The organism is Bdellovibrio sp. HCB185ZH (genome assembly GCF_047302455.1).
Lineage (GTDB): Bacteria > Bdellovibrionota > Bdellovibrionia > Bdellovibrionales > Bdellovibrionaceae > Bdellovibrio.
Genome location: NZ_CP178624.1, coordinates 3,157,455 through 3,179,759, shown reverse-complemented (window position 1 = coordinate 3,179,759; position 22,305 = coordinate 3,157,455). Strand labels below are relative to the sequence as shown.

20 protein-coding genes are annotated in these 22,305 nt (G+C 46.3%); 8 read left to right on the top strand and 12 right to left on the bottom strand.

All coding sequences use genetic code 11. The annotated features are described in order from the left end of the window. Window positions 1–15: 15 nt before the first annotated feature. The 6 genes from ACLSU7_RS15525 to ACLSU7_RS15500 form a co-directional block, all read right to left on the bottom strand. Entirely contained in the window at window positions 16–414 is a 399-nt protein-coding gene (locus ACLSU7_RS15525) for a hypothetical protein (RefSeq protein WP_413292820.1), read from the bottom strand. A 460-nt stretch (window positions 415–874) separates the two neighbouring features. Beyond that, window positions 875–2,482 carry a hypothetical protein gene (locus ACLSU7_RS15520; protein ID WP_413292819.1) on the bottom strand — a complete coding sequence of 536 codons (1,608 nt, stop codon included), beginning with the start codon at window positions 2,480–2,482 and terminating at the stop codon, window positions 875–877. A 194-nt stretch (window positions 2,483–2,676) separates the two neighbouring features. Further along, window positions 2,677–3,105, bottom strand: a complete 429-nt coding sequence (locus ACLSU7_RS15515) for a BLUF domain-containing protein (RefSeq protein ID WP_413292818.1) — start codon at window positions 3,103–3,105, stop codon at window positions 2,677–2,679. Then, window positions 3,105–3,527, bottom strand: a complete 423-nt coding sequence (locus tag ACLSU7_RS15510) for a MaoC family dehydratase (RefSeq protein WP_413292817.1) — start codon at window positions 3,525–3,527, stop codon at window positions 3,105–3,107. Before ACLSU7_RS15510 ends, ACLSU7_RS15515 begins: the two co-directional genes overlap by 1 nt. 9 nt (window positions 3,528–3,536) lie before the next feature. Then, window positions 3,537–4,853, bottom strand: a complete 1,317-nt coding sequence (locus ACLSU7_RS15505; protein ID WP_246845703.1) for a PhoH family protein — start codon at window positions 4,851–4,853, stop codon at window positions 3,537–3,539. A gap of 151 nt (window positions 4,854–5,004) precedes the next feature. Further along, window positions 5,005–5,514, bottom strand: a complete 510-nt coding sequence (locus ACLSU7_RS15500; protein ID WP_181605094.1) for a PilZ domain-containing protein — start codon at window positions 5,512–5,514, stop codon at window positions 5,005–5,007. Window positions 5,515–5,607: 93 nt separating this feature from the next. Here ACLSU7_RS15500 and ACLSU7_RS15495 point away from each other — a divergent pair, with 93 nt between their 5' ends. Beyond that, window positions 5,608–6,516, top strand: coding sequence for a TonB family protein (locus tag ACLSU7_RS15495; protein ID WP_413292816.1), 909 nt, complete (start codon window positions 5,608–5,610; stop codon window positions 6,514–6,516). Here ACLSU7_RS15495 and msrB read toward each other — a convergent pair. Then, window positions 6,513–6,932 carry a peptide-methionine (R)-S-oxide reductase MsrB gene (msrB, locus tag ACLSU7_RS15490; RefSeq protein WP_413292815.1) on the bottom strand — a complete coding sequence of 140 codons (420 nt, stop codon included), beginning with the start codon at window positions 6,930–6,932 and terminating at the stop codon, window positions 6,513–6,515. The two genes, ACLSU7_RS15495 and msrB, sit on opposite strands and share 4 nt — an antisense overlap. 90 nt (window positions 6,933–7,022) lie before the next feature. Between msrB and ACLSU7_RS15485 the strand changes: the two genes are divergently transcribed. The 7 genes from ACLSU7_RS15485 to ACLSU7_RS15455 all read left to right on the top strand — a co-directional run bounded on the left by ACLSU7_RS15485 (window position 7,023) and on the right by ACLSU7_RS15455 (window position 12,452). After that, window positions 7,023–7,601, top strand: coding sequence for an outer membrane beta-barrel protein (locus ACLSU7_RS15485; protein ID WP_413292814.1), 579 nt, complete (start codon window positions 7,023–7,025; stop codon window positions 7,599–7,601). A gap of 11 nt (window positions 7,602–7,612) precedes the next feature. Beyond that, window positions 7,613–8,716, top strand: coding sequence for an aminopeptidase (locus tag ACLSU7_RS15480; protein WP_413292813.1), 1,104 nt, complete (start codon window positions 7,613–7,615; stop codon window positions 8,714–8,716). Window positions 8,717–9,591: 875 nt separating this feature from the next. Further along, window positions 9,592–10,203 carry an RNA polymerase sigma factor gene (locus tag ACLSU7_RS15475; protein WP_413292812.1) on the top strand — a complete coding sequence of 204 codons (612 nt, stop codon included), beginning with the start codon at window positions 9,592–9,594 and terminating at the stop codon, window positions 10,201–10,203. Window positions 10,204–10,228: 25 nt separating this feature from the next. After that, entirely contained in the window at window positions 10,229–10,693 is a 465-nt protein-coding gene (locus ACLSU7_RS15470; protein WP_255490062.1) for a hypothetical protein, read from the top strand. A gap of 20 nt (window positions 10,694–10,713) precedes the next feature. Then, window positions 10,714–11,208: a hypothetical protein gene (locus tag ACLSU7_RS15465; protein WP_413292811.1), complete on the top strand. Its 495-nt coding sequence runs from the start codon at window positions 10,714–10,716 to the stop codon at window positions 11,206–11,208. Window positions 11,209–11,215: 7 nt separating this feature from the next. Next, entirely contained in the window at window positions 11,216–11,701 is a 486-nt protein-coding gene (locus ACLSU7_RS15460) for a hypothetical protein (protein WP_413292810.1), read from the top strand. A gap of 109 nt (window positions 11,702–11,810) precedes the next feature. Next, window positions 11,811–12,452, top strand: coding sequence for a hypothetical protein (locus tag ACLSU7_RS15455; protein WP_413292809.1), 642 nt, complete (start codon window positions 11,811–11,813; stop codon window positions 12,450–12,452). Here the strand turns inward: ACLSU7_RS15455 and ACLSU7_RS15450 are convergent, their stop codons facing one another. The 5 genes from ACLSU7_RS15450 to ACLSU7_RS15430 form a co-directional block, all read right to left on the bottom strand. Further along, window positions 12,453–14,534, bottom strand: a complete 2,082-nt coding sequence (locus ACLSU7_RS15450) for a hypothetical protein (protein ID WP_413292808.1) — start codon at window positions 14,532–14,534, stop codon at window positions 12,453–12,455. It lies immediately after the preceding gene. Window positions 14,535–14,589: 55 nt separating this feature from the next. Next, window positions 14,590–19,617: a beta strand repeat-containing protein gene (locus ACLSU7_RS15445; protein ID WP_413292807.1), complete on the bottom strand. Its 5,028-nt coding sequence runs from the start codon at window positions 19,615–19,617 to the stop codon at window positions 14,590–14,592. Between the two features lie 380 nt (window positions 19,618–19,997). Further along, window positions 19,998–20,432, bottom strand: coding sequence for a hypothetical protein (locus ACLSU7_RS15440; protein ID WP_413292806.1), 435 nt, complete (start codon window positions 20,430–20,432; stop codon window positions 19,998–20,000). A gap of 223 nt (window positions 20,433–20,655) precedes the next feature. Further along, complete coding sequence (locus ACLSU7_RS15435) at window positions 20,656–21,447, bottom strand: DUF4423 domain-containing protein (RefSeq protein ID WP_413292805.1); 792 nt, start codon at window positions 21,445–21,447, stop codon at window positions 20,656–20,658. A gap of 35 nt (window positions 21,448–21,482) precedes the next feature. Further along, window positions 21,483–22,286 carry a TIGR02147 family protein gene (locus ACLSU7_RS15430; RefSeq protein ID WP_413292804.1) on the bottom strand — a complete coding sequence of 268 codons (804 nt, stop codon included), beginning with the start codon at window positions 22,284–22,286 and terminating at the stop codon, window positions 21,483–21,485. Window positions 22,287–22,305 lie beyond the last annotated feature (19 nt).

Here is a 22,305-nt window from a genome sequence, read left to right as displayed (position 1 = left end):
GTCTTTTAAGCGCAATCAGCCAGCAAGCAACTCAAAGAATTCAGCTTTGATCCAACCACTTTTACAAGGACCCTTGTATTCTTGACGTTTAGGAATTGGCGAACCAACACCGCAGTCTTGACCTTTCTTGCCATAAACAATGCCAATGAATCTTTTGTCTTCGCTTGCAACACAAGAAGACACATATGTGTTCACATCAACTTTATCAAAATTCATTTTACCATCTTTAAAATAAATCAACGATGTCGTAGCCAATACGATTCCGTAACCACCACATGCATCCCACTCCGCATCCCCACCAACCATCACGTTCCCATCAATGGAAGCCGGCTTCCTGTTAGCCTCATCTTTTTTCTTAGCATGAGAAACAGACACCCCAAAAACTAACACCATAGCAACTAACACCTTAAACATTTTAACCCCTCCAAATTCCGTTATGTTTAATCATGCTAAGTGCACAAAAAATATTTCACAATACCAACAGACCAAATAATGGTTACCCCCAGGGCACCATAAACAAAGAAAAATCCACAACCACCGCGCAAACCATCACCACACCAATTCTATCTAAGATGAAGGCAACAACACGTAACCGAAAGATCTCCAGCAAGGGCTTTCTTTAATATCTGAACGCCGCTCCCTCGAGTCCCGGTGGCCTGCGGGCAGGGATGGAAACGCAGCGACCTCCGTGGGCGCATGGATGCGCGCACCCGCCAAAGGCGGGCCACGGTGAGCCCGGATGGCGTGTCGCGGAGTTACCATCCCTGCCCACAGGACACCGGGACTCGAGGGCGAACGAAGCACAAAACGAAAAAGAAAACCCCAGCTTATACTGGGGTTTTCGATTTTTTGAGATTCTAAAACTCTCTAATAATTATTTTACGCAAGAATAATAAACTTGGTATTGGCCTTGTGGAAGATCTGCGCTGAATACCATGTTCACGCCCGATACAGTGTAAGCACCAGCATAAGGTTGACCATCTTTAAGAACAGAGATCGATCTTACAGAATCAACTACTGGAGCACATGTCAGAGTGAATGTTTTTAATGTCTTACGAACACCGTCAGCGATACCAGATACTTGTGCTGCGTAGTCTGCGGCGCACACGTCACCGATCACACCACCAGTTAATTTAGAGATCTGTTCGTAACGGTAACCGTAAGCATAACCATTCGTAGACTTACAAGCTGTATCACCGGGACGAGTGATGATCGAGTGGAAGCTGAATGCTTTCTGACCACCATAAGTTTGGCTGATAAAGTTTAACAATGATTGTGGGTCATTTTTAGTGCCGTTTTTAGATTCATCTTCGTCAGAGATCGTAAGCACTGCCAACTGAGCGTCAGGGCGTACGAAGTTCACGTTGCCGCCAGTTTGGGACAAGGATCTTTCGATCGCACGGTAAGTTACATAGATTGCCTGTTCGTCACCGCTACCAACTTCAGATCTTTGCAAAGTTGCGCCCAACAGAGTTTGCGCTTCAGCGTCAGCCATTGCAGAAGTCAGGATGTATTGACCTTTTTTACCAGTCAATTGCACCAAGCGACCATCACCCAAAGTCACGTCACGTGGATCTGTCGTAGTAACCGCAATCTGCCAGTCCAAACCTTTGATCACACTCAAAAGATTTTTCACACGGCTGGCCATATTTTTTTGTTCGTATTCCATGGAACCGGAGTTGTCGATCACGATCAACAAGTCGACTTTTTTGTTCGGAGTAACTTGGACATTTTGAACAAGTGATTTGTATTTAGAAGACACATCAAAAGTAATGGATTTTGCAGATGAATGAGCCAATTTATCTGCTGCTGTAACTGCAAGGGTGTATGTACCAGATACCATGCTGGGAATCTTGATCGTGTTAGTACCCGCTGCACAAGCCTTAGATACGCCTGCAAACGAGCAAGTTACTTTATCGATACCAGAACCAACATCAGATACTGTGAAAACGATTTCTACGTCAGAACCTTCTTCAACAGTTGACGTTGGGTATTTCGCGAAAACGATTTCTGGACCTGCTTCGTCGATAAGAATGCTAGCATTCAAACATTCAGAAGTACGACCGTCATAGTCTTTATACATCACACTTAAAGCCACATTCTGATTAGTCGCAGCGCTTTGATACATCTTAGAATCAACGAACGGCTCGTAAGAACCATTCGAACAATCAGCACCCGTGGAAAGCTTCAAGTAAGCTGCGCTGAACACAGAAATAAATGAAAGTTCAAGATTAGCTGAGTCTGTTAGTTTCGCACCGTTATTGATTTGGAAGACCGCTGCTTCACCTGTTGGTGGAGCTGGCGTGGCCGAAGGGCTTGGTTCAACTGTAGGAGTTGGAGAAGGTTCAGTCACTACACTGAAATCGCTGTTTGTGTTGCTGCCAGAGCCGGCACTACCGAACTCAACGCTGCCTTGGTTTTCTAAACATGCCGTCAGGTTGAAAGTCATTGCTAGTAGTAAGGCCCATCCTAGATTCTTCATCTTCCGCTCCTCATGTGCGAGTACACCTACATTGTTGCGATATCTTCAGATGATTTTCAAAGCAATCTCACTCTGGGAAAGTTTCGTAAACTCCTTAGACAAAGGCGCGAAATTCGCCGGCTAAAAGTTCGTCACTCGCAGGAAAACTCAATCAGGGCGCGGGTTTGCGGCACTACTGTTGTTAGAATGTCTTATTATTGGAATGGCGGAGCCGAAGCCCTGAACTTGCGAACCAAAGGCATAATCAGAGTCTTGTGATTGATGCCGCTATCAAGGCAGACATCGAAAAACTCCAGCAAATCTTTGGTGGTATTAGACTCGATATCACCGTCAAGAAACGCCATCGACCAATCCCCGAAAAGGCGTTTATCACTGCGCTCTTCGATCAAAACTTTCAAAGTATGATTGCGATTGTCGCGACGGATGATGTTCACCAAAGATTGAATCTTGGCTTCGTCGCCCTCAAGGACTTGCAGGAAATAACCTTCGCGCAAAATAAGAACGCCCGAGATATCATCTCGAGCGTTGTTTTTACGTGAGGAATTCAGAATGTCACGGATATCAGTATAACTGAGACTCTCGGACGCGTAACTGACGTAAACGAGATGAAATACTGAGCTCATTATTTAGGAATCGCGAAATCTTTCGCCATCATGATAACAGCTTCACCTTTAACAACCATGTCGCCGTTTTCTTTAGTCACGTTCGTTTCAACCGTCGCGATGCCTTTTTCTTTGCGCATAGCCGTGATTCTGATGGTGATTTTGATGGTGTCATCGATAAAAACCGGATTTACGAATTTCATAGATTGACCAAGATAGATACCGCCCTCACCGATGCATTCGACAAGAGCTCTGGAAATCAGAGCTCCGCAGATCATACCGTGAGCGATACGACGGCCGAAACGAGTCCCAGCCGCGTAAGCATCGTCCAAATGAATAGGATTATGATCTCCAGACAATTCAGCAAATTGACGAACCATTTTATCCGTCACAGTCACTGTCGCTGAGTTCGTGAAACCTACATCAATATTTGGAACCTGCATCTCTTACTCCTACAAAATATTCGCTGCCAATTCTGCAAGTGGCGAACGTTCACCTTTAGTCAGTGTTACGTGTGCCGCAATTGCATGGCCTTTAAATCTTTCAACCGCGTACGTTAGACCGCTGTTCGCTGAATCTACATAAGGGTTATCAATCTGATAAACGTCTCCAGTTAGGACTACTTTCGTCCCCTGACCGGCACGCGTAACAATTGTCTTGATCTCGTGCGGAGTCAAGTTTTGAGCTTCATCCACGATCAGGTATTGTTTCGGAATGCTGCGACCGCGAATATATGTCAGCGGCTCAATGTTTAACATCCCCTGATTGATCAATTCCTGAGCACGACCGGCTGCTTTTTTGTCCGCACCCATTAGAAACTCTACGTTATCGAAAATTGGCTGCATCCACGGATTAAGTTTCTGCTCAATGTCACCAGGAAGGTAACCGATGTCGCGACCCATTGGGAAGATCGGACGAGAAACCAGCAATCTTTGGAATTGGCCTTGATCCAACGTTTTATGCAAACCTGCTGCAATCGCCATCAAAGTTTTACCCGTACCGGCTTTACCCACCAATGATACGAACATGATTTCATCATTCAGCAAGCAGTCCAATGCGAAAGCTTGTTCGACGTTACGAGCATGAATACCCCAGATAGAGTCTGCCGCTTGCATCAACGGAACAACGGCTTTTTCTGCCAGGCTGTAACGACCGATCGCCGAGTGATTTGGATTCGATGAATCCTTCATGATCACGTATTGGTTCGCTAAAAGTTTAACGTCTGTTTCAAAACGTTTTTCTTTATAGAAAGCATCGATCTGCGCCGGAGTGATGGCGATCTCTTGATATCCTTCGTACAAATCATCACGGTTGATATCATTGGCATCATAGTCAGTTGCGATCACACCATAAACGTCGGCTTTGATACGAAGATTGATGTCCTTCGTGATCAACTCAACTTTATAGCGAGGATGTTGTTTTTGAAGAGCTAGCGCCGTATTCAAGATACGGTTGTCAGCTTTTTGCGCATCCATCTCTGCCGGCATACCTGCAAGCATGTAGTCGGTGTTGATGTAAACCATGGTTTCAGAATTATCGATCTGAACACCACTTGCCAAAGAGCCTTTACCACGAAGCACGTCGATAAAGCGGCTGAATTGACGGGCATTTCGACCGTTCTCACCTTGGTCTCTTTTAAATCTGTCTACTTCTTCGATAACGGAGATAGGAATATGAACGTCTGCCTCTCCAAAGCGCATGATGGCCTGGGCGTCGAACAGGATCACATTGGTATCGACAACAACTTTTCTGCGTTTAGCTTTGCTCAAACAACCCTCCGTAGTTAGAGCCGGTGACGGCTCTTAAAAAGACAAATGGGACTTGCGGCATCCTAGCCTGCGGTGAGGTCCCACAGCTAAATTGCAACAAATCCCACGACTAAAGTCTACGGAAAAGGTTTCCTAATCGAAATTAAAAGAACTAAGAAATATTTGAAACTTGAACGTCGCCAGAGTCTGTTTTCAAAGACGCGCTAACGTTTTCGATGAACTTCACAAAATGATGAAGTGCAACATCATTCAAAGTACCCTTCACGAAGTTAGCACCATGACGAACAGTGCCTTCATCTTCGATCACGCGCACGTTGGAAACGTTGATTGTGAATGGGAAATAGGTGGAGTGGTTAAGATAAACACGCATCGCCACTTCTTCATCCATCTGGAATGAACCTTCTTGAAGATCCATATCGAAGGCCAAACCATTTTCAGAAATATCGTACAAAGCCACTTTCATCAGGCCTTGCTCAGGAAGAACCACGAACGCACCCACGAACTCTGTCAAAATGGTGCGCTTCACATCACGACGCTCACGACTTAGCATTTCTTGGCGAGCTTCGGTCATATCTAAGACCTCACCCTTGCTGCCTTTGTGGCCAATTTCCAAAGAATTCTGAGTTCTTAGGCGTTCTGTAATGTCTAAAACTTTCCCCATTTATCCCCCTGTATCGATAAAGACTTATCGGCAGAAAACGTTTCAACTTTAGCCACCTTGCACTTTGGTCCAGTTCCGGCTTAAAATGAGACAATGAAGAGGATCCACGCCTTTATATTCGTAACCATGGCGATCAGCTTATTGCTGCATCTGGGACTGATCACAGGAGTGATTGTCTGGGGTCCTTTATTTTCGCCGCCAAAACCAGAGACGATTGAGATCTCTTTGGATACGCCTCCATCAACGGCACCCTCCAAACAATCCAAAAACAATCAGCAGATTGTGCGTAAATCTTTGGTACCCGATCAATTAAAGGCACCAGACGACGAAACTTTGGCGAGATTTCTTTCCGAACAACGTCAGCGCGTGAAAAAAGAAATGCAGGCCTCTGACAACGGCATGACAGAGAACCGCACGAGTACATCGACACTTCCGAAAAAGTCGGTGACTCCTCCAAAGCAGGCGCAAAAAGCCCAGGAAAAAACTCAGGTCGATAAAAACGACACCGACAAAGACGGCTATCGCACAGTCGATATCACCAAAGAACTTGCCGAAATGAATGCTTTAAATCAGGGACAATCGACCGTGGGCGAGGCCTTGCCGACGGATGTAAAAATCGGATCGTTCACCGCTTTGAATACGGATCGTTATTTATTTTATTCTTTTTATGCACGCATCGAAGAGCTGGTTCGTTATCGCTGGGAAACTCGCGTGATGACGGCTATCAACGGGATGGATCCGGCGCTAGCGATGAACTTAAGTCGTCGCAACTGGAACACTCAAGTGGAGTTCTTGCTAGATAAAAAAGGCTTTTTGCAAAAAGCTATGGTCATGAAGGAATCTGGAGTTAAAGGATTCGACGCTGCGGCCGTGAATGCATTCAAAGAAGCTCGGGTCTTCCCTAATCCTCCTCAAGAAATGATCGAAGAGGATGGCTACATTCACTTACGCTACACATTCACGGTCAACTATGCGCCGCCCACTTTGGTGAACAGTCGCTAGCCTTGTTTTCTGGGAACAAATCTTAAAGCTGCAGAATTAATACAGTAACGAATTCCCAAGGGCGGAGGACCGTCATCAAAGACATGTCCTAAATGCCCATTGGAATCTTTCGCACGCACTTCCGTGCGAATCATGCCATGAGAAAAATCAGGTTTTTCGACCACCACATCCGGCGAAATGGGCTTCGTAAAACTTGGCCAGCCACATTCGGAATCAAATTTGTCATCGCTGGAAAAAAGCGGCACACCTGATACGGCATCGACATACACACCGGGCTCAGTGTGATTCCAGAATTCATTTCCAAAGGGTGATTCGGTGCCGTTCTCGACCATGATCCGATATTGTTCAGGGGTCAGGAGTTTTTTCAATTCAGCTTCGTCTTCGGGCAATCCGCACTTCAATACTTTTTCATTCATAGGACCATAGTAGGACTTCTGCTTCCTTTAGTCCAGAGAGCGGCGGATTTCATGTCACTCACCACTAAGCCTTGGTAATATCAAAGGAATATGAATAGATTTTTATTCTCTTCGCTATGTGCTTTGTTGTCTTTAACCGCATTTTCTTTTTCCGCCCACGCCATCAATATTGAGTTGGGTGCGCAGTACGGTCACAAGACACAAACTTATGACACGAACAACTACAATGAAATGGAATCCATCACGGGTTCAATGTCCTTCTATCTTTGGGAACGCATTGCTTTGGAGCTTAGCTACACCGATGCACAATCGGTCGTCGTTTCCAAAGCCTATGCTTCCGATCCAAAGCGTACGACGATCCAAAGATCACAAATTCTGGGCTCGGACTTAATCCTGATTTTGGCTGACAAAAAGGCTCTGTTCCAACCCTACATCAAAGGTGGCTTGGCGCAGATCAATCGTAAGCAAACAATCAAAATTGAGAATCAAGACACTTATGAAAACGAACCCGACAGTGCCGTGGCGCCCTCGTACGGTGTGGGTTTGAAAATTTCCTTAACAGACACTTTCGGTATCAAACTCAGTTACGACGCCTGGGAAACTCCGATCGGCGGCGGCTCTAAAACCAACGACTCTGCAATCCGGGCCGGCGTCACGTGGATGCTATAAAATATCTAGTAGTGCTGTTGCCATTACTCGCAGGTTGTCAGATTAATTATCTGGCAAGCTCGGGCTACAATCAGATGAAACTTCTCAATGCCCGAGTCCCTATCGAAGAAGCATTGAAAGATCCAAAAATCAGCGATCAAGAAAAACGCAAATTGGAATTAGCGCAAAAAGCCCGCGCCTTCGCAGAAGGCGATTTGCATTTAAAGCCCACAAAAAATTACACCAGCTATGTAAAGTTGGATCGTCCGTATGTCACCTATGTGGTGAGTGCTGCCTATAAGTGGGAGCTAAAACACTATCAATGGTCTTACCCCTTCGTGGGAAAAATGCCGTACAAAGGCTACTTCAATGAAGAAGAGGCAAAGATCCAAGAGCAAGAACTCCAACAAGAAGACCTCGATACCTACATGCGCGGAGTTTCTGCGTATAGCACGTTGGGTTGGTTCAACGATCCTCTGTTAAGTTCGATGTTGCGCTATAAAGATTATGATCTGGTAAACACAATCATCCACGAAACCGTCCACGCCACTTTGTACATCAAAGGCAACGCCGACTTTAACGAAAGCTTAGCCATGTTCCTGGGGAACAAAGGCGCCGAACAATATTATCTAAAAACTGAAGGCGACAACTCCCCCACACTCGCGCAAATCAAAAAAGATAACGAAGACGATAAGATCTTTTCCAAGTTCATCAGCGAAGAACTAAAAGACCTGGCAACTTGGTATAAAGATTTACCACCAGCAGAACACATCGAAGAAAAAAGAATGGCCCGAATCCAAGCCATCCAAGAAAAATTCAAAAAAGAAGTGCTCCCAACCATGCACACCAAAAACTACGAAAAGTTCACCACAGCAAAGCTAAATAACGCCCGCCTATTAGTATACAAAACCTACATGCAAGACCTAGCCGACTTCGAAACCCTGTACCAACAAAGCGGCCAAAGCCACAAAGTCTTCATAGAAAAATGCAAAGCCCTAGAAGGCGAAAAAGACCCCGCAAAAAAACTAAAAGAACTCATTGGCACGGCAAATGAAAATGAGCTTCGCGCCAATATCCCGTCACAAGAAATCCAACAGGACCAAAAGAAAAAACAAACCCAAATTCCGACACATTAGTGTCGGAATGGAAATTGGAAATTCGAAAGTGGAAATTAGAAGCAGGACACGCACTACGTGCGCGCAAATAGACGATTCGAAAATCGAAAAATAGAGTTGAACTTCAACTCCACCGGAGAAAGTAAGTCCGTACCTTTTCTCTCGAAAATCGAAAATAGAGTTGAACTTCAACTCCCCTGGAGAAAGTAAGTCCGTACCTTTTCTCCGAAAATCGAAAAATAGAGTTGAACTTCAACTCCACCGGAGAAAGTAAGTCCGTACCTTTTCTCCCTTTTCTCTTCGCGAACCCGTTGGGATCTCTAGCGACAGCGACTCCACCCAAGAAGGACAATTCGACACCGAATAATTAGTCTAGCTTTCCAAAACCGCACCACGCGCCCCGATGCGGAATCTTATGGCGACATATATATGATGCAATTCTGTCTGCAGGAATCTGGATGAGCAATATAATCGTTTATATCGAGAACGAGGCTTTCCGTGTTGGCTTAGGAGCGCCTCCGTCGAGTTCCGCAGTCCTTTGCAGTCAACACGAAGCCAATACAAAACCATCGAGCCACAAAAACTACGGAACCAATGCGAATATAATCGAGCGAGGACTGTCCGAGTAAGGAGGCGCTCCTAAGCCAACACGGAAGGCCGGCGCTGTCCCATAACAAACGCTTATACAACCCATAACAAATTCCGAAAAACATAAATTAAATCATATATTTAGAGCCATTTTGACTCTGCAGAAGTGGCACCCGTATTGCTATAAAGAAAGGCGTAGGCACGTTGGTTTGGGGGAACGAATTTACGATGTGCCGGGGGGAGCTGCAGAGCTCTTCTGGGAAAAAAATTCAGGAAGTTAACCGAATTTATACAGAAGCGAGTCTTATATGCAGAAAGATCTAATAGGGTTATCGGATCTTGAACTGGTTGAAAAAGTGAAATCTGGAGACAGAAGATCTTTTTCCGAACTCGTGAAACGACATCAGAGAAGTGTACTGCGACTGAGTTTGAGATTCATGAAGGACACGGATGCCGCTGAGGATGTGACTCAGGAAGCTTTCATCAAAGCTTACGAGAAACTAAATTCCTTTGAGGGTCGTGCTTCTTTCAAGAGCTGGTTATTTCAGATCGCGGTAAATACTGCACGTAACAAATTGCGAGAATTCAAAAGAGACACTGTTGATTTTGAAGACGTTAATTTGGCAGTAGATGCGGAGGCTGAAAACACTCTCGTTCACACGGCGGTTGCTGACATCCTTCAGAAAGAAGTAGAAAAGCTGCCGATGAAACAGAAAACAGCTTTGGTTCTGCGCGTGTATGAGGATCTTAGCTTTAACGAAATTGCTGATATTATGGAATGTCCATATGACACAGCTAAGGCGAACTACCGCCATGCCTTGCTAAAACTACGTCAGACTTTTGAGGAGCAAAATGACCTTAAGAGCTGGAGTGAAGAAGTTGGTGGCTTCTTCCAAACATTTGCAGAAGCGGAAGGATAAAAAGCGAATGGATCAAAGAGAGACCATGAATCGTTTAGATAAAGTCCGCAAAGGTCTTAAGGCGAATGACGACCTTGAGATGACTATGAGTGATGATTTTTTTGATCGGCTCCATGATAAAATTATGATGGAGGTCGAACAAAAGGTGATCGAGCCAACTCCGATGCTGATGCGACCGCGAAATATGTTACGCGCACATTGGCGTGGTTGGCTTTATCCTACCGGGGGACTTATGTCTGTCGTTCTAGCAGCGACACTCTTGGTTCCTCATATGGCAAAAGTAAATCAGGGTATGCAGCGTGCCGGCTTACTAAGCGATGGCCGCGAAAGAATTGTCACGGAAGCGATTTTATCACCTGAAGACTTGTCCCAGACTTTAATCTCCAGTCAGACGGAATCTGACTTTTTTGTGGACGTAGCCAGCGAATCATCTCAAACTTTAACGATAGCTAAACTCAATAAAATTGTGGGCGGTCGAGCAACACGCTGACCCTCCCAAGGGTGAAGATCGTGCGCTGGATTTTTTCTGCTTTCATTCTAACAACATTCTTGATGCAGCCTCTGGCTGTTTTCGCTGAAAGCGTACCGGCAGGTACTAAGCGAAATCAGCTTGAGGAACTCATGATTTGGAAAATGAGTGATGAGTTGAAACTTTCAGCGAATGAAGAAAAAAAATTCTCAGAGATCATCAAAGATCTCAATAAACGCAAATCTGAACTTAACAAATCTCTTCAGACATCCTTAGTATCTCTAGGGAACATCAAAGATTCCAAAAAACTTGAAACAGAGTTCTCTTCCTACAAAAAAAGCTTACAGGCTTTTAACAAAATCAGTGAAGAAGAACTGGATAAACTAAAACCACTACTGGGGACTGAACGCACTGTTCAGTATCTACAAATTAAGCAAGATATTGCGACAAGAATCAAAGCAACCTTGACCAACCCCGACACTCCATTGAAAGATGAGAAAAAGCCACTACCGGCTCCCAAATTAATCATCGAGTAAATTTAGTATGTCCCTGCAATTGTCATTTTCCATCGCCGACAAAACGACGACCATTTCGCTCAAAGGAAGTTTGAACGAGTATTCGTCTGCGCTGAATGGTGTGGAAGTGAATCCTCAATTCGATCTGAATCTGGATTTGAAAGATCTGGTGTCAATCAACTCGCTGGGAATCAGAAATTTTCACTCGTGGATTTATAGCATCGAATGTCAGCGTCTGCGCCTGCTTCACTGTCCGCGTGTTTTTGTCCATCAGCTGAATCTTGTGAGTGGATTTTTACCGCCCAAAGCAGAAATCGAAAGTTTCTTTGTGCCGTATTTTTCCGAAGCCTCGGGTGAAGAGGTTTCCGTGCTGTTTACCAAATTTTTGGAATACAAGATTGTGGACGGAAACGTTAAAATTAGCTTCCCGAAGGTAACAGATTCGAAAGGAAATCCCATGGAATTGGATGTTCTTGAGGAAGCTTACTTTAAGTTTTTGGGCGCATACAGCTAACTAAACAACTCCTGGAGCACTAGAGCCACGGGGATTTCACGGCTCAGTGCAATAATTAATGCAAAATGCGGATTTGTGTGGCGACATGTTTCCCAATCAAGGTGGTAATATGTCAGTGACATTTAAGATCTTTATTTCGACTCTTTTGTTAAGCTTTTCCGTTGCGGCAAATGCGGGAGATGAGTTGCAAAATGGTGGCGACATTATCGCATGCCCGGGCCTTGAAATTCCGTCTTACAGATCTTTGGACCTTTATGAAGGCAAGATGGTTTACAACCTGGAACCGGCTTTGATTGATCAAAGTGATTATCGTGTGATCGTCAGCAAACTTATTGATCGAATTGAAAAGTTTGATATCAACCGTGCAAATCTTTACCGCCTTTTCCTAAGAAATTTTCAAGCGGAAACGCAGATGATTACAGGCAGTGAGTTTGGCAACATCAAAGACGAAGGCTTTATCACTCTTCCGTTAGGTTGTGAGCTGCAACAAGCGGCCGCGCAATTTCGCAGGCCCACACCAGAAGGTATCAAATATATTTTTAACAGCGCGATTTGGTCTAACATGAGCACAATGACTCGGGCTGCTTTGGTGTTGCACGAAATCGTGTATCGTGAAGCCTTGATGCCCAAAACAGGTCCTGCAACATCAGCAAAGGTCCGCTATTTCACGGCATATATTCATTCAACTAAAATGTTAAACGGATCGAGTGCAGATTATGCGAAAGCAAAAGCTTTTGCAGGATTTAAATAATCAATAGCCTCTAAAGAACCACGCCGGGCTGGAGCATTTCACTAATGTTGAGCCCGTGGCTCCCGCGTTTTTACCAGTCCCACCTGCGACACTCAAAGTTCCAGCATAACTGCCAGTACAATAAATCGCGATACGTCCACCACCGCCACCACCGCCTCGAGTGTCACCATTTCCGCCTTTGGCGATAATTCCATTCGTTATAGAATTGATATTTTTAGCACTGATCCAAATACTGCCTCCGGAACCGCCTCCGCAATAGCCGTCATTTATCTGCTTTGCACCCGAAGCAGACAAGGCTGCACCTGAATTGACTGTCAGAGTATCGGAAATTATAAACTTGATATTGCCGCCAGCAGTTCCAGCAATACCATTGGTGCCGCATCCACCACCACCCGAACCCATATCAACAGGGGCGGTGCTAGAGCCGTATGCCGCACCTCCGGCGCCTCCAGAACCAGCACCTCCCGCTCCTCCGTAACCACCGCCACCACCACCTGATGTACTTGAGGTTCCTTTACCGGTGCCCGTGTTGGGGCCATTACCATCGATAGCAGTGACGATGGCATTCGCACTCAACGTCACGTTGCTATAGGTGTAGGTGCCGTTTTGAATTGTACTTGTCGTGGGAAATTTTAATTCGTTGGTAGTGGAGTTAATAACGACTGCAGATCCCACTGTCGCACCGTCTGCCCACCCTTCAGAACCATATGAAACGTCAAAACCCACAGTCGACGCGAATGAAGTCGTGTAGTAAACGGCAATTCGTCCACCACTTCCAGCACCGCCCACAGGATTTGATGATCCGTCCAGGGCCCCCCAGCCACCCATGGCTCCGATCGCTCCGGTTCCTGCAATTGAATCAGCTATGATCCAGATACTACCGCCCGATCCGCCTCCAGGAAAATCATAGTCATAGTCATACCATCCTTCAGTACCACTGGAAGTCAGAGTTCCATTCACAGTTAAGGTACCGGTCAGTACAAACTTAATAGCACCACCACCTATGCCTCCAACGCCGCCACCTACACCACCGCCTGAGCCCTGATCGGTAGGTTCAAGCATATTTCCGTAGGTTCCACCACCCACTATTCCTGCATAAGCACCACGGCCACCATAACCTGCCCCAGATCCATAACTTCCCGTGGTCGATCCTTTGCCAGTACCCAGCCCTCCTCGTGATCCATGCATATCATTCCAAAGCCAGACAGAATTATTGATCGTGACGTTGCGAAAATTATAAGTGCCATTGGAAATCGTGGAATTATTTTTAATCAGCAAATCATTATTAATGTAATCAACCCAAAACGTGGAACCTTCCGTTCCCTGCATATAGGGACTTCCAGTTCCACCGTTGGCAGTCGCTGTTCCAGTAAAGGTGCTCGTCGCATAGCTAATAAGAACCCGACCTCCCGCACCTGGGCCTTTCGAGTTTAAACTGTTTGAGCCATTTGCACGAATGGTTCCGGCACCTGTCAAAGTCGCAGCTTTAATCCAGACACTTCCCCCAGCGCCACCACCACCTTTAACTCCTGCTGCCGAGGAGTCAGTTCCATTCATCGTGATTGTACCGGCCACAGTCATCGTTCCAGATACATCAAATTTAACGGCTCCACCACCGGAACCCGAGCTGCTTTGCATTCCGCCCGGAGAACCTAATGTTGTGGGAGCCGTTGGATCTCCATAAGGAACACACAATTCATAAACATAATCGACGCCACCAAAGCCCCCATGACATCCACCGCCCGCCGATGTGCCATCAATATTTCCTTTGCCGGTCCCGCCTTGAGTTCCTGTGTATCCTTTGCCATCACCTGTGACAGTTCCGTTGATGGTAACCGTCGTCGCGTTAATGATGACACCAGTACCAGCCGTTGTGTCCGACAATAATGTAAGGGTTCGGGAACTATTCACCACGAGAGTTGCGAAAGTATAAGTTCCAGGATTTAGGGTCACAGAGCCAGTGATTGTGACGATACCTGAAGAGGTGTAGTCGCCGGGAGATTGAGTGACTCCCGTCCAACTGACATCAGCACGAGCGTTTACAACGGTAAACAGCATGGACATTAAAATCCATGCCTTCAAATAAATCCCATTTGAAAAAAACCGTTTAAACTTTTCCATAGAAACCACGTTCAACTTAGTTCGCGTAGCCACTGCTCCAATTTACGTAAACCTTTGTACCTACGCGCATGAATGAATAAACTGCATTTGCACCAGACGCTGTCGCATTGGCAGGCAAGAAATAGAAATTTCCTGAACCCGCTGTGCCTGACAAAGTATCTGGAGATGTTTGACCGAATGTACAAGACGCCGAGAATGTGGTGGAAGCCGTAATTGCTAAAGTATACACACCGCCATCACGCATATTCGAGAACGTCAGTTGCGAACCGCAGTTTGTCGTCACACTTTGAGTATTACCGCGGCTCCAGTCGATCGTTGTTGTCGTCCCGTTGTCGTAAGATGCACCACGGATCGAACCGTTTACTTCCAACTTATCATTCGCTGCTGCACCGGTACCGATACTCACGTTACCATTGGCTGAAGCCACTTGAATGCGATCACTGTTACCTGCTCTGATTTTAAAATCGAAAGCATCATTTGTACCGACACTTGCAGCGGCACCAAAAGAATTACCACCGTTCACCAGGATTCCTGCACCGGTCAATGTGGTTGCACCTGTACCACCTTTAGCAACGGGAACTACCGATCCAAAGTTCGTTGGATCCACACTGATTGTTCCCGAGCTTACCGCAAGACCCGTTCCGACAGTCACCACACCTGCCGTCGAAGTAGTTGCTGCATTCACGGACACAGTTGGCGTAGTTGTACCAGTGATTACGATTGGCAAAGTTCCAGAAACACTTGTCACGCCACCAGATGCTGCGGCCCACTTCACGCCACCCGCAGCTGTTGTATCTACAGTCAATACCTGACCATTCGTAGAACTTGCCGGAAGACGAACGTTATTTGTACCGTCAAAGACGATCAAATCACCTTTAGCAGACATTGGGGAAAGTGCATCGAATGCACCCAATTTCGTTGAAGCACCTGTACCGCCGCTTGCGATTGGCAAAACGCCCGACAAAGATGAAGCCACGATATTAGTCAGCAACGAACCATCGATCGCTGGAAGTTTATTACTTGCACCCACCGCCACGACTTTACCTGTTGTAGTTCCTGTATCGACAACCAACGAACCAGAGCTCAATGTTAAACCCGCACCGTATGACAGACCCAAATCTGAACCCGTCACATTCAGCGGAGCCGCCGTACCAAGGGCCGCATACGTTCCCGCACCTGTTCTTTGCACGATACCAGTACCTGTAATCGTCGTGATATCTGTCGCGGTTGGAGACGCCCATTTAATGCCATTTGCGGCAGCAGCATCAACAACCAACACCTGACCATCTGATGAACCCACTGCCAACGAAACACTGTTCGTACCGTTATGAGTAACGATGGAACCTTTTGCAGCCAATGGCGAAAGCGCATCGAAGCCAGCTGTTTTTGTCGCGGCACCTGTACCACCTTTTGCAATTGGCACTGCAGAAGGGAAGTTCGCTGGATCAGCACTGATAGTTCCCGTGCTGACGGCGATACCAGCACCGACTTGCACGACACCTTGTGCAGAAGTCGTCGCGGCATTCACAGAAACCACTGGAGTTGTTGTACCTGTAATGACAACCGGTAGAGTACCGGACATGCTTGATACGCCGGCCGATGGAGCATTGATCCACTTAACACCGTCTGTCGTATCAGCTGACAAAAGCTGACCCGCAGTACCCGGAGCCAAACGCACATTGTTTGTGCCATCGAAATAGATAATGTCACCTTTAGTCGTCAGTGGAGACAAAGCATCAAAACCAGCGGTTTTAGATGATTGACCCGTACCACCTTTAGAGATTGGAACTACCGCAGAGAAGTTTGCGGGATTCACAGCCAAATTGGCAGCGTCAACACTAACCAAGCCTGCTGTCACCGATAGGCCTGAACCCACCTGCATAATACCTTTAGCAGATGTGGAAGCGTCGCCAGGAGCAGATCCTGTCGCATCGTCAGCCATGGTCCATTTAGTACCGTCGTATTTAAGAATTTTTCCTGATGCGATGCCTGTCGTATCTACTGTCGCGCCTTTGATTTTATCAACAGACGTCGCACCTTGAGTACCACTGACGTCACCCACCAACGAACCCGAGAAATTCGTCACTGTGGTCGGAGCATTAATCCACTGCAAACCACCTGCAGTCGAAGAAAGAATTTGTCCTGCGGTACCACGAGCGATACGCACGTTGTTGGTGCCATCAGAAGTCACCAAATCACCGGCCGTCGTCAACGGTGAAAGTGCATCGAATCCCGCAGTTTTCGAAGACTGACCTGTACCACCTTTAGAAATTGGAACCACGGCAGAGAAATTCGCTGGGTTCACAGCCAGATTGGCAGCATCAACACTTACCAAACCAGCAGTCACAGATAGGCCAGAACCAACCTGCATGATACCTTTTGCAGATGTTGTAGCGTCACCAGGAGATGTACCTGTCGCATCGTCCGCCATGGTCCACTTAGTACCATCGTATTTAAGAATTTTTCCTGATGCGATACCCGTTGTATCAACTGTCGCGCCTTTGATTTTATCAACGGACGTTGCACCCTGGGTACCACTGACGTCACCCGCTAATGAACCGCTGAAGTTTGTCGCTGTCGCAGCACTAGCAGCCACTACTCCCGTCAATTGAGAACCATCGACGGCAGGAAGTTTTGCAGAGCTATCCATTTGCACGATTTGATTGGCAGCTGTACCGACATTCACTTTCGCAACACCCGACGCAATCGTAATACCCGAAAGAGCCGCACTTGTATCGAATTGCACGATACCTTTGGCAGAATAAGATGCATCCACTGGAGAACCACCGGTCGCATCGTCAGCCATTACCCAGTTACCGGACTGATATTTCAAAATTTTACCGTCAGCAATACCTGTCGTTACAACTGGAGAGCCTTTGATTTTATCAACTGAGGTCGCGCCTTGCGTACCACTCACGTCACCAACCAATGATCCCGTGAAGTTCGTTGCAGAAGTCGCACTTGCCGCAACGACATTCGTCAATTGCGAACCATCCACCGCCGGAAGTTTATTGCCAGTATCCATTGCAACAATTTTGCCCGTTGTAACCCCAGTATCGACAACCAAACTGCCAGCACTTGTCGTCAAGCCTGTACCATATGCCAAACCAATACTTGAACCAGTCACATTAATTGGAGCCGTCGTACCTAATGTTGCATAAGTACCCACACCGGTTCTTTGCACGATACCTGTGCCCGTCACCGTCGTAAGATCCGTAGCTGTTGGAGCCGCCCATTTAATTCCATTTGCGGCTGCTGAATCCACCATCAACACATGACCGTCAGTAGAACCCACCGCCAAAGCCACGTTATTCGTACCATCATGAGTGATGATACTGCCTTTCGCCGCCAACGGAGAAAGAGCATCAAAGCCTGCTTGTTTCGTGGATTGACCGGTACCACCTTTATTAATTGGCAAGATACCAGACAAAGACGAAGCCACGATGTTAGTCAGCGCAGAACCATCCACCGCTGGCAATTTAGCACTGCTGTCTAGTTGAACGATTTGATTTGCTGCTGTACCCGTATTTACTTTTGCCACACCCGCAGCAACCGTAATACCTGAAAGAGCCGCACTCGTATCAAACTGCACAATACCTTTTGCTGAATAAGATGAATCAGATGGAGTCCCACCTGTCGCATCATCAGCCATAGTCCATTTAGTGCCGTCGTATTTAAGAATTTTTCCCGTGGCAATGCCGGTAGTATCAACGGCAGCGCCCTTGATTTTATCAACCGACGTCGCCCCCTGCGTACCACTCACATCACCGGCCAATGAACCGGAAAAGTTTGTCGCTGAGCCGGCAGTCGTTGCAGAAGAAGCCACAACACCTGTTAATTGCGAGCCGTCCACCGCTGGAAGTTTCGCGGAGCCATCTAATTTAACGATTTGATTTGCAGCTGTACCTGTATTCACTGTCGCGACACCGGCCACCACAGACATACCTGAAGTCGCCGCGTTCGTATTAAACTGCACGATACCTTTTGCTGAATAAGAAGAATCCACCACCGTGGAACCCGTGTCATCGTCAGCAAAAACCAAAGTACCAGAAGAGTACTTCAATACTTTACCATTCGCCGCACCTGTGGTTACAACCGACATGCCTTTAACTTTATCCACTGACGTCGCGGATTGAGTTCCAGAAACATCACCTGTCAAAGAGCCTGTGAAGTTTGTTGCTGAACCCGCTGTCGTAGCAGACGTTGCTGTGGTTGCAGAGGAGGCCACGATTCCCGTTAACTGAGAACCGTCGATCGCAGGAAGTTTCCCAGTACCATCTAATTTAACAATTTGGTTGGCACCCGTACCTGTATTCACTTGTGCCACACCGTTTGTGACAACGATTCCTGATGTCGCTGCGTTGGTTAGAAATTGCACCAGGCCTTTAATAGTATAAGAGGCATCCAATGAGGAACCGCCACCGGCTGGCGTATCACACGCAAAGGCAGCGCCATTATAAGTCAGGAACTGACCCGTTGAACACGTCGACAAATCTGTTTTTCTAACGTAATCAGTGGCAACTAATCCGCCCAGTTTCTCTGCAGAGATGGCATTCGTTGCATAAGGCACAGAACGAATCTCTGATGCCGGAACGATGTGATTCCATCCTGCTGTTCCGTTCGGATTGAATTGAACATCCAAAAATCTTTTGTCACTTGCTGACAACAAGAAAGTACCACCCTCAGCACACGATACGGTGCCAGAGTTATTCATGTACTCGTACACTTTAGAAGATGAGTTCGGAAAATTCGCAGTTCCATTTCCGATGGCTACGTCAAACAATCCATCCGCTGACACCGGAATCAAATCGGCTTGCTCACGCCAGATTGTACAGTTCGGATTGTTGCCGTGGGATTTATCAACCATGATCGAGAAACTAAAAGATGCCATGGTAAAGCCAGGACTGCCTCCACTAGCATTCGTAATACGACCCTGGTAAGAGAACGTAGTTGGAGCGGCTTGAGTGACTCCAAACGTAAACAGAGACGTGAACAGAATCACGATTCGTATTTTACAGAATCTTGAATATGTGTAATCTCCCATAAACGTCCTCCACGAACATACCGGAATCGACGATGACTCCGAACTATTCGGTGGGATTGGGAATTTACTAGAGATTACTCACAGATATCCGTTCACAAAGAGAAATGGGAACACCTTAGGAACCACTCAAAATGACTTAGGTCCTGTAGCAAAATGAAACGAACTGGCCGTATCATTGTTAAGTTTTAATTAATGAATTCTGAACAAATTTTTTTATTCCATCAAACGAGGTAGAAAAATCCTGAACAAAAACGTGAGGATTCACGTTATGAGACGGGTGTTTCCTTGGAGTCGCATCTAAATAATATTTAGTGGAGATTTTAAAAATATTCTTAATCTTTTAAACCGCAGGTGGATTTAAATTAAGGTCTCTTTATTGATCAAGAATTGCGTGCTCGGTAAAGATCTGAACAAAGATTTGCGGTCTGCTGTTTCCACATTCCCGTCTTACTATCCGGGTGACAGAACAGATTCATACAAGACTCTATCATGTATTCTCCATTTGGATCCATTCTCAGTGATGCCGGTTCGCACGCCTTCATTGCTTCGGCCAAAAGAGTTTTAGAATTCCCCATGGGATCGACGGACGGCACTTTAGGTTTTTGCGCAGCTGTATCTTGTGGTGCCGGAGTGGAAGCTTCTTCAGCAGCATCTGCTGATGATTGAGTGGAAGCAATTTCTGTTGAGCCACTGGATACAAAGCCAGAACTTCCTCCTATTAAATTGTCAGTTCCAAGCTTTGCACAATTTTGATACCCCAGAAGCAACACAGGTGTTCCAATCAATAACGCCAACTTGCTGATAGAAAGCTTCATTCCCCCTCCAAGCATTTTGAGTAAATGCAATTTCAGGGCTCACACCGTTTTCACCATCCTTGCCGTACAGATTGATTTGCAGCTGTTGATATTTTTAAATTCGCCCAGTTCCTAGACATGCCCTTCCCCCTGTTTCCACGCACGTGAAGGGGGTAACGTGCCTCCTGGCTCACGCCAGCGCGTTTAAAACGGCAATTCAAAAGGATCTAGGGAATTACTTTGATTAAGTTGTGGACGAATCAATTTGAGATACTGGGGTCGATGAGGTGTCGAATTCACGCTCACTCACATCGGTCAAAGGATAAAGGTACATAGAAAGATTATAAACTTCGGTCTTAGGGCCCTCTTCCAAAAGCAAACACATTTTACGTCTGAACTGGGTCAGCATTTGTTTTGCTTCTTCGATCTTGGAAACATTGATGGGCATCGTGATTGTGCCAAAGTGACGTTTCTCCATCGGAACCGTTTTCAAAGCTTCTTCAGACTTTCTCAAATTGGCCACGTGTCCTGCGACGATGGCAGAACTAGGAATATCAGATGTCGTTGTCAGTTGCGACGGGATGCGCACCCAGCGGCCGTTTTTCATTTTCAAAACGCCTTGAGATTCCAAAAGATTCAAACACTCTTCCGTTTTTTCCACTGACAAAGCCAGACGTTTTGCAATCCACTCTGTCGAGCTTTCAAAATCATCGGTCTTCATCAGGTTCAAAATCGCATAAGGTTCCCAGCTGGTAATCAAACGCAGCTCTTGGTTTTCCAAAACTTTTTGGAAGTTCATGCGTTTTGCGCGAACCGTAACGAAACTAGAAAGAGTAACTTGCTCTTCCTGAGTTAAACTCAAGCCGTAGGAAATTCTGTTGGAGTAGTGATCACTGAGGGGACGGCGTTCATGAAAAATTTCGTTCAAACGACCCGGAGAAATTCCCGCTTTTTGCGCGAGAGCACGCATCGAGAAACGCGGATTTTTTTTCTGCATCTCTTCTAGCTTGGCGCTTAAAAAACGGTTCAAAGTCATGGGTGTCTCCTGGGGAGACACCATAACTTAGTGTTTTAAACTTTATCAAGCTCAACGCGTGGCGACTCTGCCAGATTCGCTCCAGCAGCGGCCTTTGAGAGGTGACCTGGAACTGACAGAGGGAACATTTGAATATTCAGAGAGTAGACTTCACTTTGTGTACCCTGCTGCAACAAGCGAAGGATACGCCCACGGAAACGCTCAATCATGCGCTCTGCCACCGGGATCTGTTGCGGATTCACCGTCAACGTGACACCCGTGTAACTCGAGTTCATCTCAAGCTCCATCGCTTGGCTGGCTTTTTCCAGATGCTTCTTATAGTAATCGCGACTTTCTTGATTTGCGCACTCGTAAGAAGTGATCAGACGGCGGTGAACAATTTCAATGCCGCGTTCTTCGTTGCGGATCAATTCCATGCGCTCAAGATTTTCTAAACCTTTTTCGACTTGTTCAGGCGTTAATGCCAAACGTTCAGCAATCCAATTTACGTCATCATTGCCATTTGCAATTCTGAGCAAATTCAAAATCGCATATTCTTCCCAGCCACCCATCAGGTTGCCGCTCTTTACACCCAACACGCGATCCGAATTAAAGCGACGAGACGTCACAGAGATATAGGATCTCAATTGCTGACGTTCCTCTTGATTAAGTCCCAAGCCGGTAGAGATCTTCTCAAAATAAAATTCGCTTAAAGGACGTTTGCCGCGGATTAATTCGCTTAGACGACCTGGCGTGATGCCGATTTTGTAAGCAACCATACGTAGGGAAATACGACGATTGGATTTACGAAGCTCTTCGAATTTGTTCATCATGAATTCTGTAATAGTCTGGTTTTGCATGAACACAGTATTTAACTAA

What these genes read in the sequence shown, in the direction of transcription:
- ACLSU7_RS15515 (WP_413292818.1), bottom strand. Translation starts at nt 3,105, where the DNA reads ATGAGCTCAGTATTTCATCTCGTTTACGTCAGTTACGCGTCCGAGAGT.
- msrB (WP_413292815.1), bottom strand. Translation starts at nt 6,932, where the DNA reads ATGAATGAAAAAGTATTGAAGTGCGGATTGCCCGAAGACGAAGCTGAA.
- ACLSU7_RS15470 (WP_255490062.1), top strand. Translation starts at nt 10,229, where the DNA reads ATGAATCGTTTAGATAAAGTCCGCAAAGGTCTTAAGGCGAATGACGAC.
- ACLSU7_RS15485 (WP_413292814.1), top strand. Translation starts at nt 7,023, where the DNA reads ATGAATAGATTTTTATTCTCTTCGCTATGTGCTTTGTTGTCTTTAACC.
- ACLSU7_RS15440 (WP_413292806.1), bottom strand. Translation starts at nt 20,432, where the DNA reads ATGAAGCTTTCTATCAGCAAGTTGGCGTTATTGATTGGAACACCTGTG.
- ACLSU7_RS15525 (WP_413292820.1), bottom strand. Translation starts at nt 414, where the DNA reads ATGTTTAAGGTGTTAGTTGCTATGGTGTTAGTTTTTGGGGTGTCTGTT.
- ACLSU7_RS15495 (WP_413292816.1), top strand. Translation starts at nt 5,608, where the DNA reads ATGAAGAGGATCCACGCCTTTATATTCGTAACCATGGCGATCAGCTTA.
- ACLSU7_RS15460 (WP_413292810.1), top strand. Translation starts at nt 11,216, where the DNA reads ATGTCCCTGCAATTGTCATTTTCCATCGCCGACAAAACGACGACCATT.
- ACLSU7_RS15455 (WP_413292809.1), top strand. Translation starts at nt 11,811, where the DNA reads ATGTCAGTGACATTTAAGATCTTTATTTCGACTCTTTTGTTAAGCTTT.
- ACLSU7_RS15520 (WP_413292819.1), bottom strand. Translation starts at nt 2,482, where the DNA reads ATGAAGAATCTAGGATGGGCCTTACTACTAGCAATGACTTTCAACCTG.
- ACLSU7_RS15445 (WP_413292807.1), bottom strand. Translation starts at nt 19,617, where the DNA reads ATGGGAGATTACACATATTCAAGATTCTGTAAAATACGAATCGTGATT.
- ACLSU7_RS15500 (WP_181605094.1), bottom strand. Translation starts at nt 5,514, where the DNA reads ATGGGGAAAGTTTTAGACATTACAGAACGCCTAAGAACTCAGAATTCT.
- ACLSU7_RS15435 (WP_413292805.1), bottom strand. Translation starts at nt 21,447, where the DNA reads ATGACTTTGAACCGTTTTTTAAGCGCCAAGCTAGAAGAGATGCAGAAA.
- ACLSU7_RS15510 (WP_413292817.1), bottom strand. Translation starts at nt 3,527, where the DNA reads ATGCAGGTTCCAAATATTGATGTAGGTTTCACGAACTCAGCGACAGTG.
- ACLSU7_RS15430 (WP_413292804.1), bottom strand. Translation starts at nt 22,286, where the DNA reads ATGCAAAACCAGACTATTACAGAATTCATGATGAACAAATTCGAAGAG.
- ACLSU7_RS15475 (WP_413292812.1), top strand. Translation starts at nt 9,592, where the DNA reads ATGCAGAAAGATCTAATAGGGTTATCGGATCTTGAACTGGTTGAAAAA.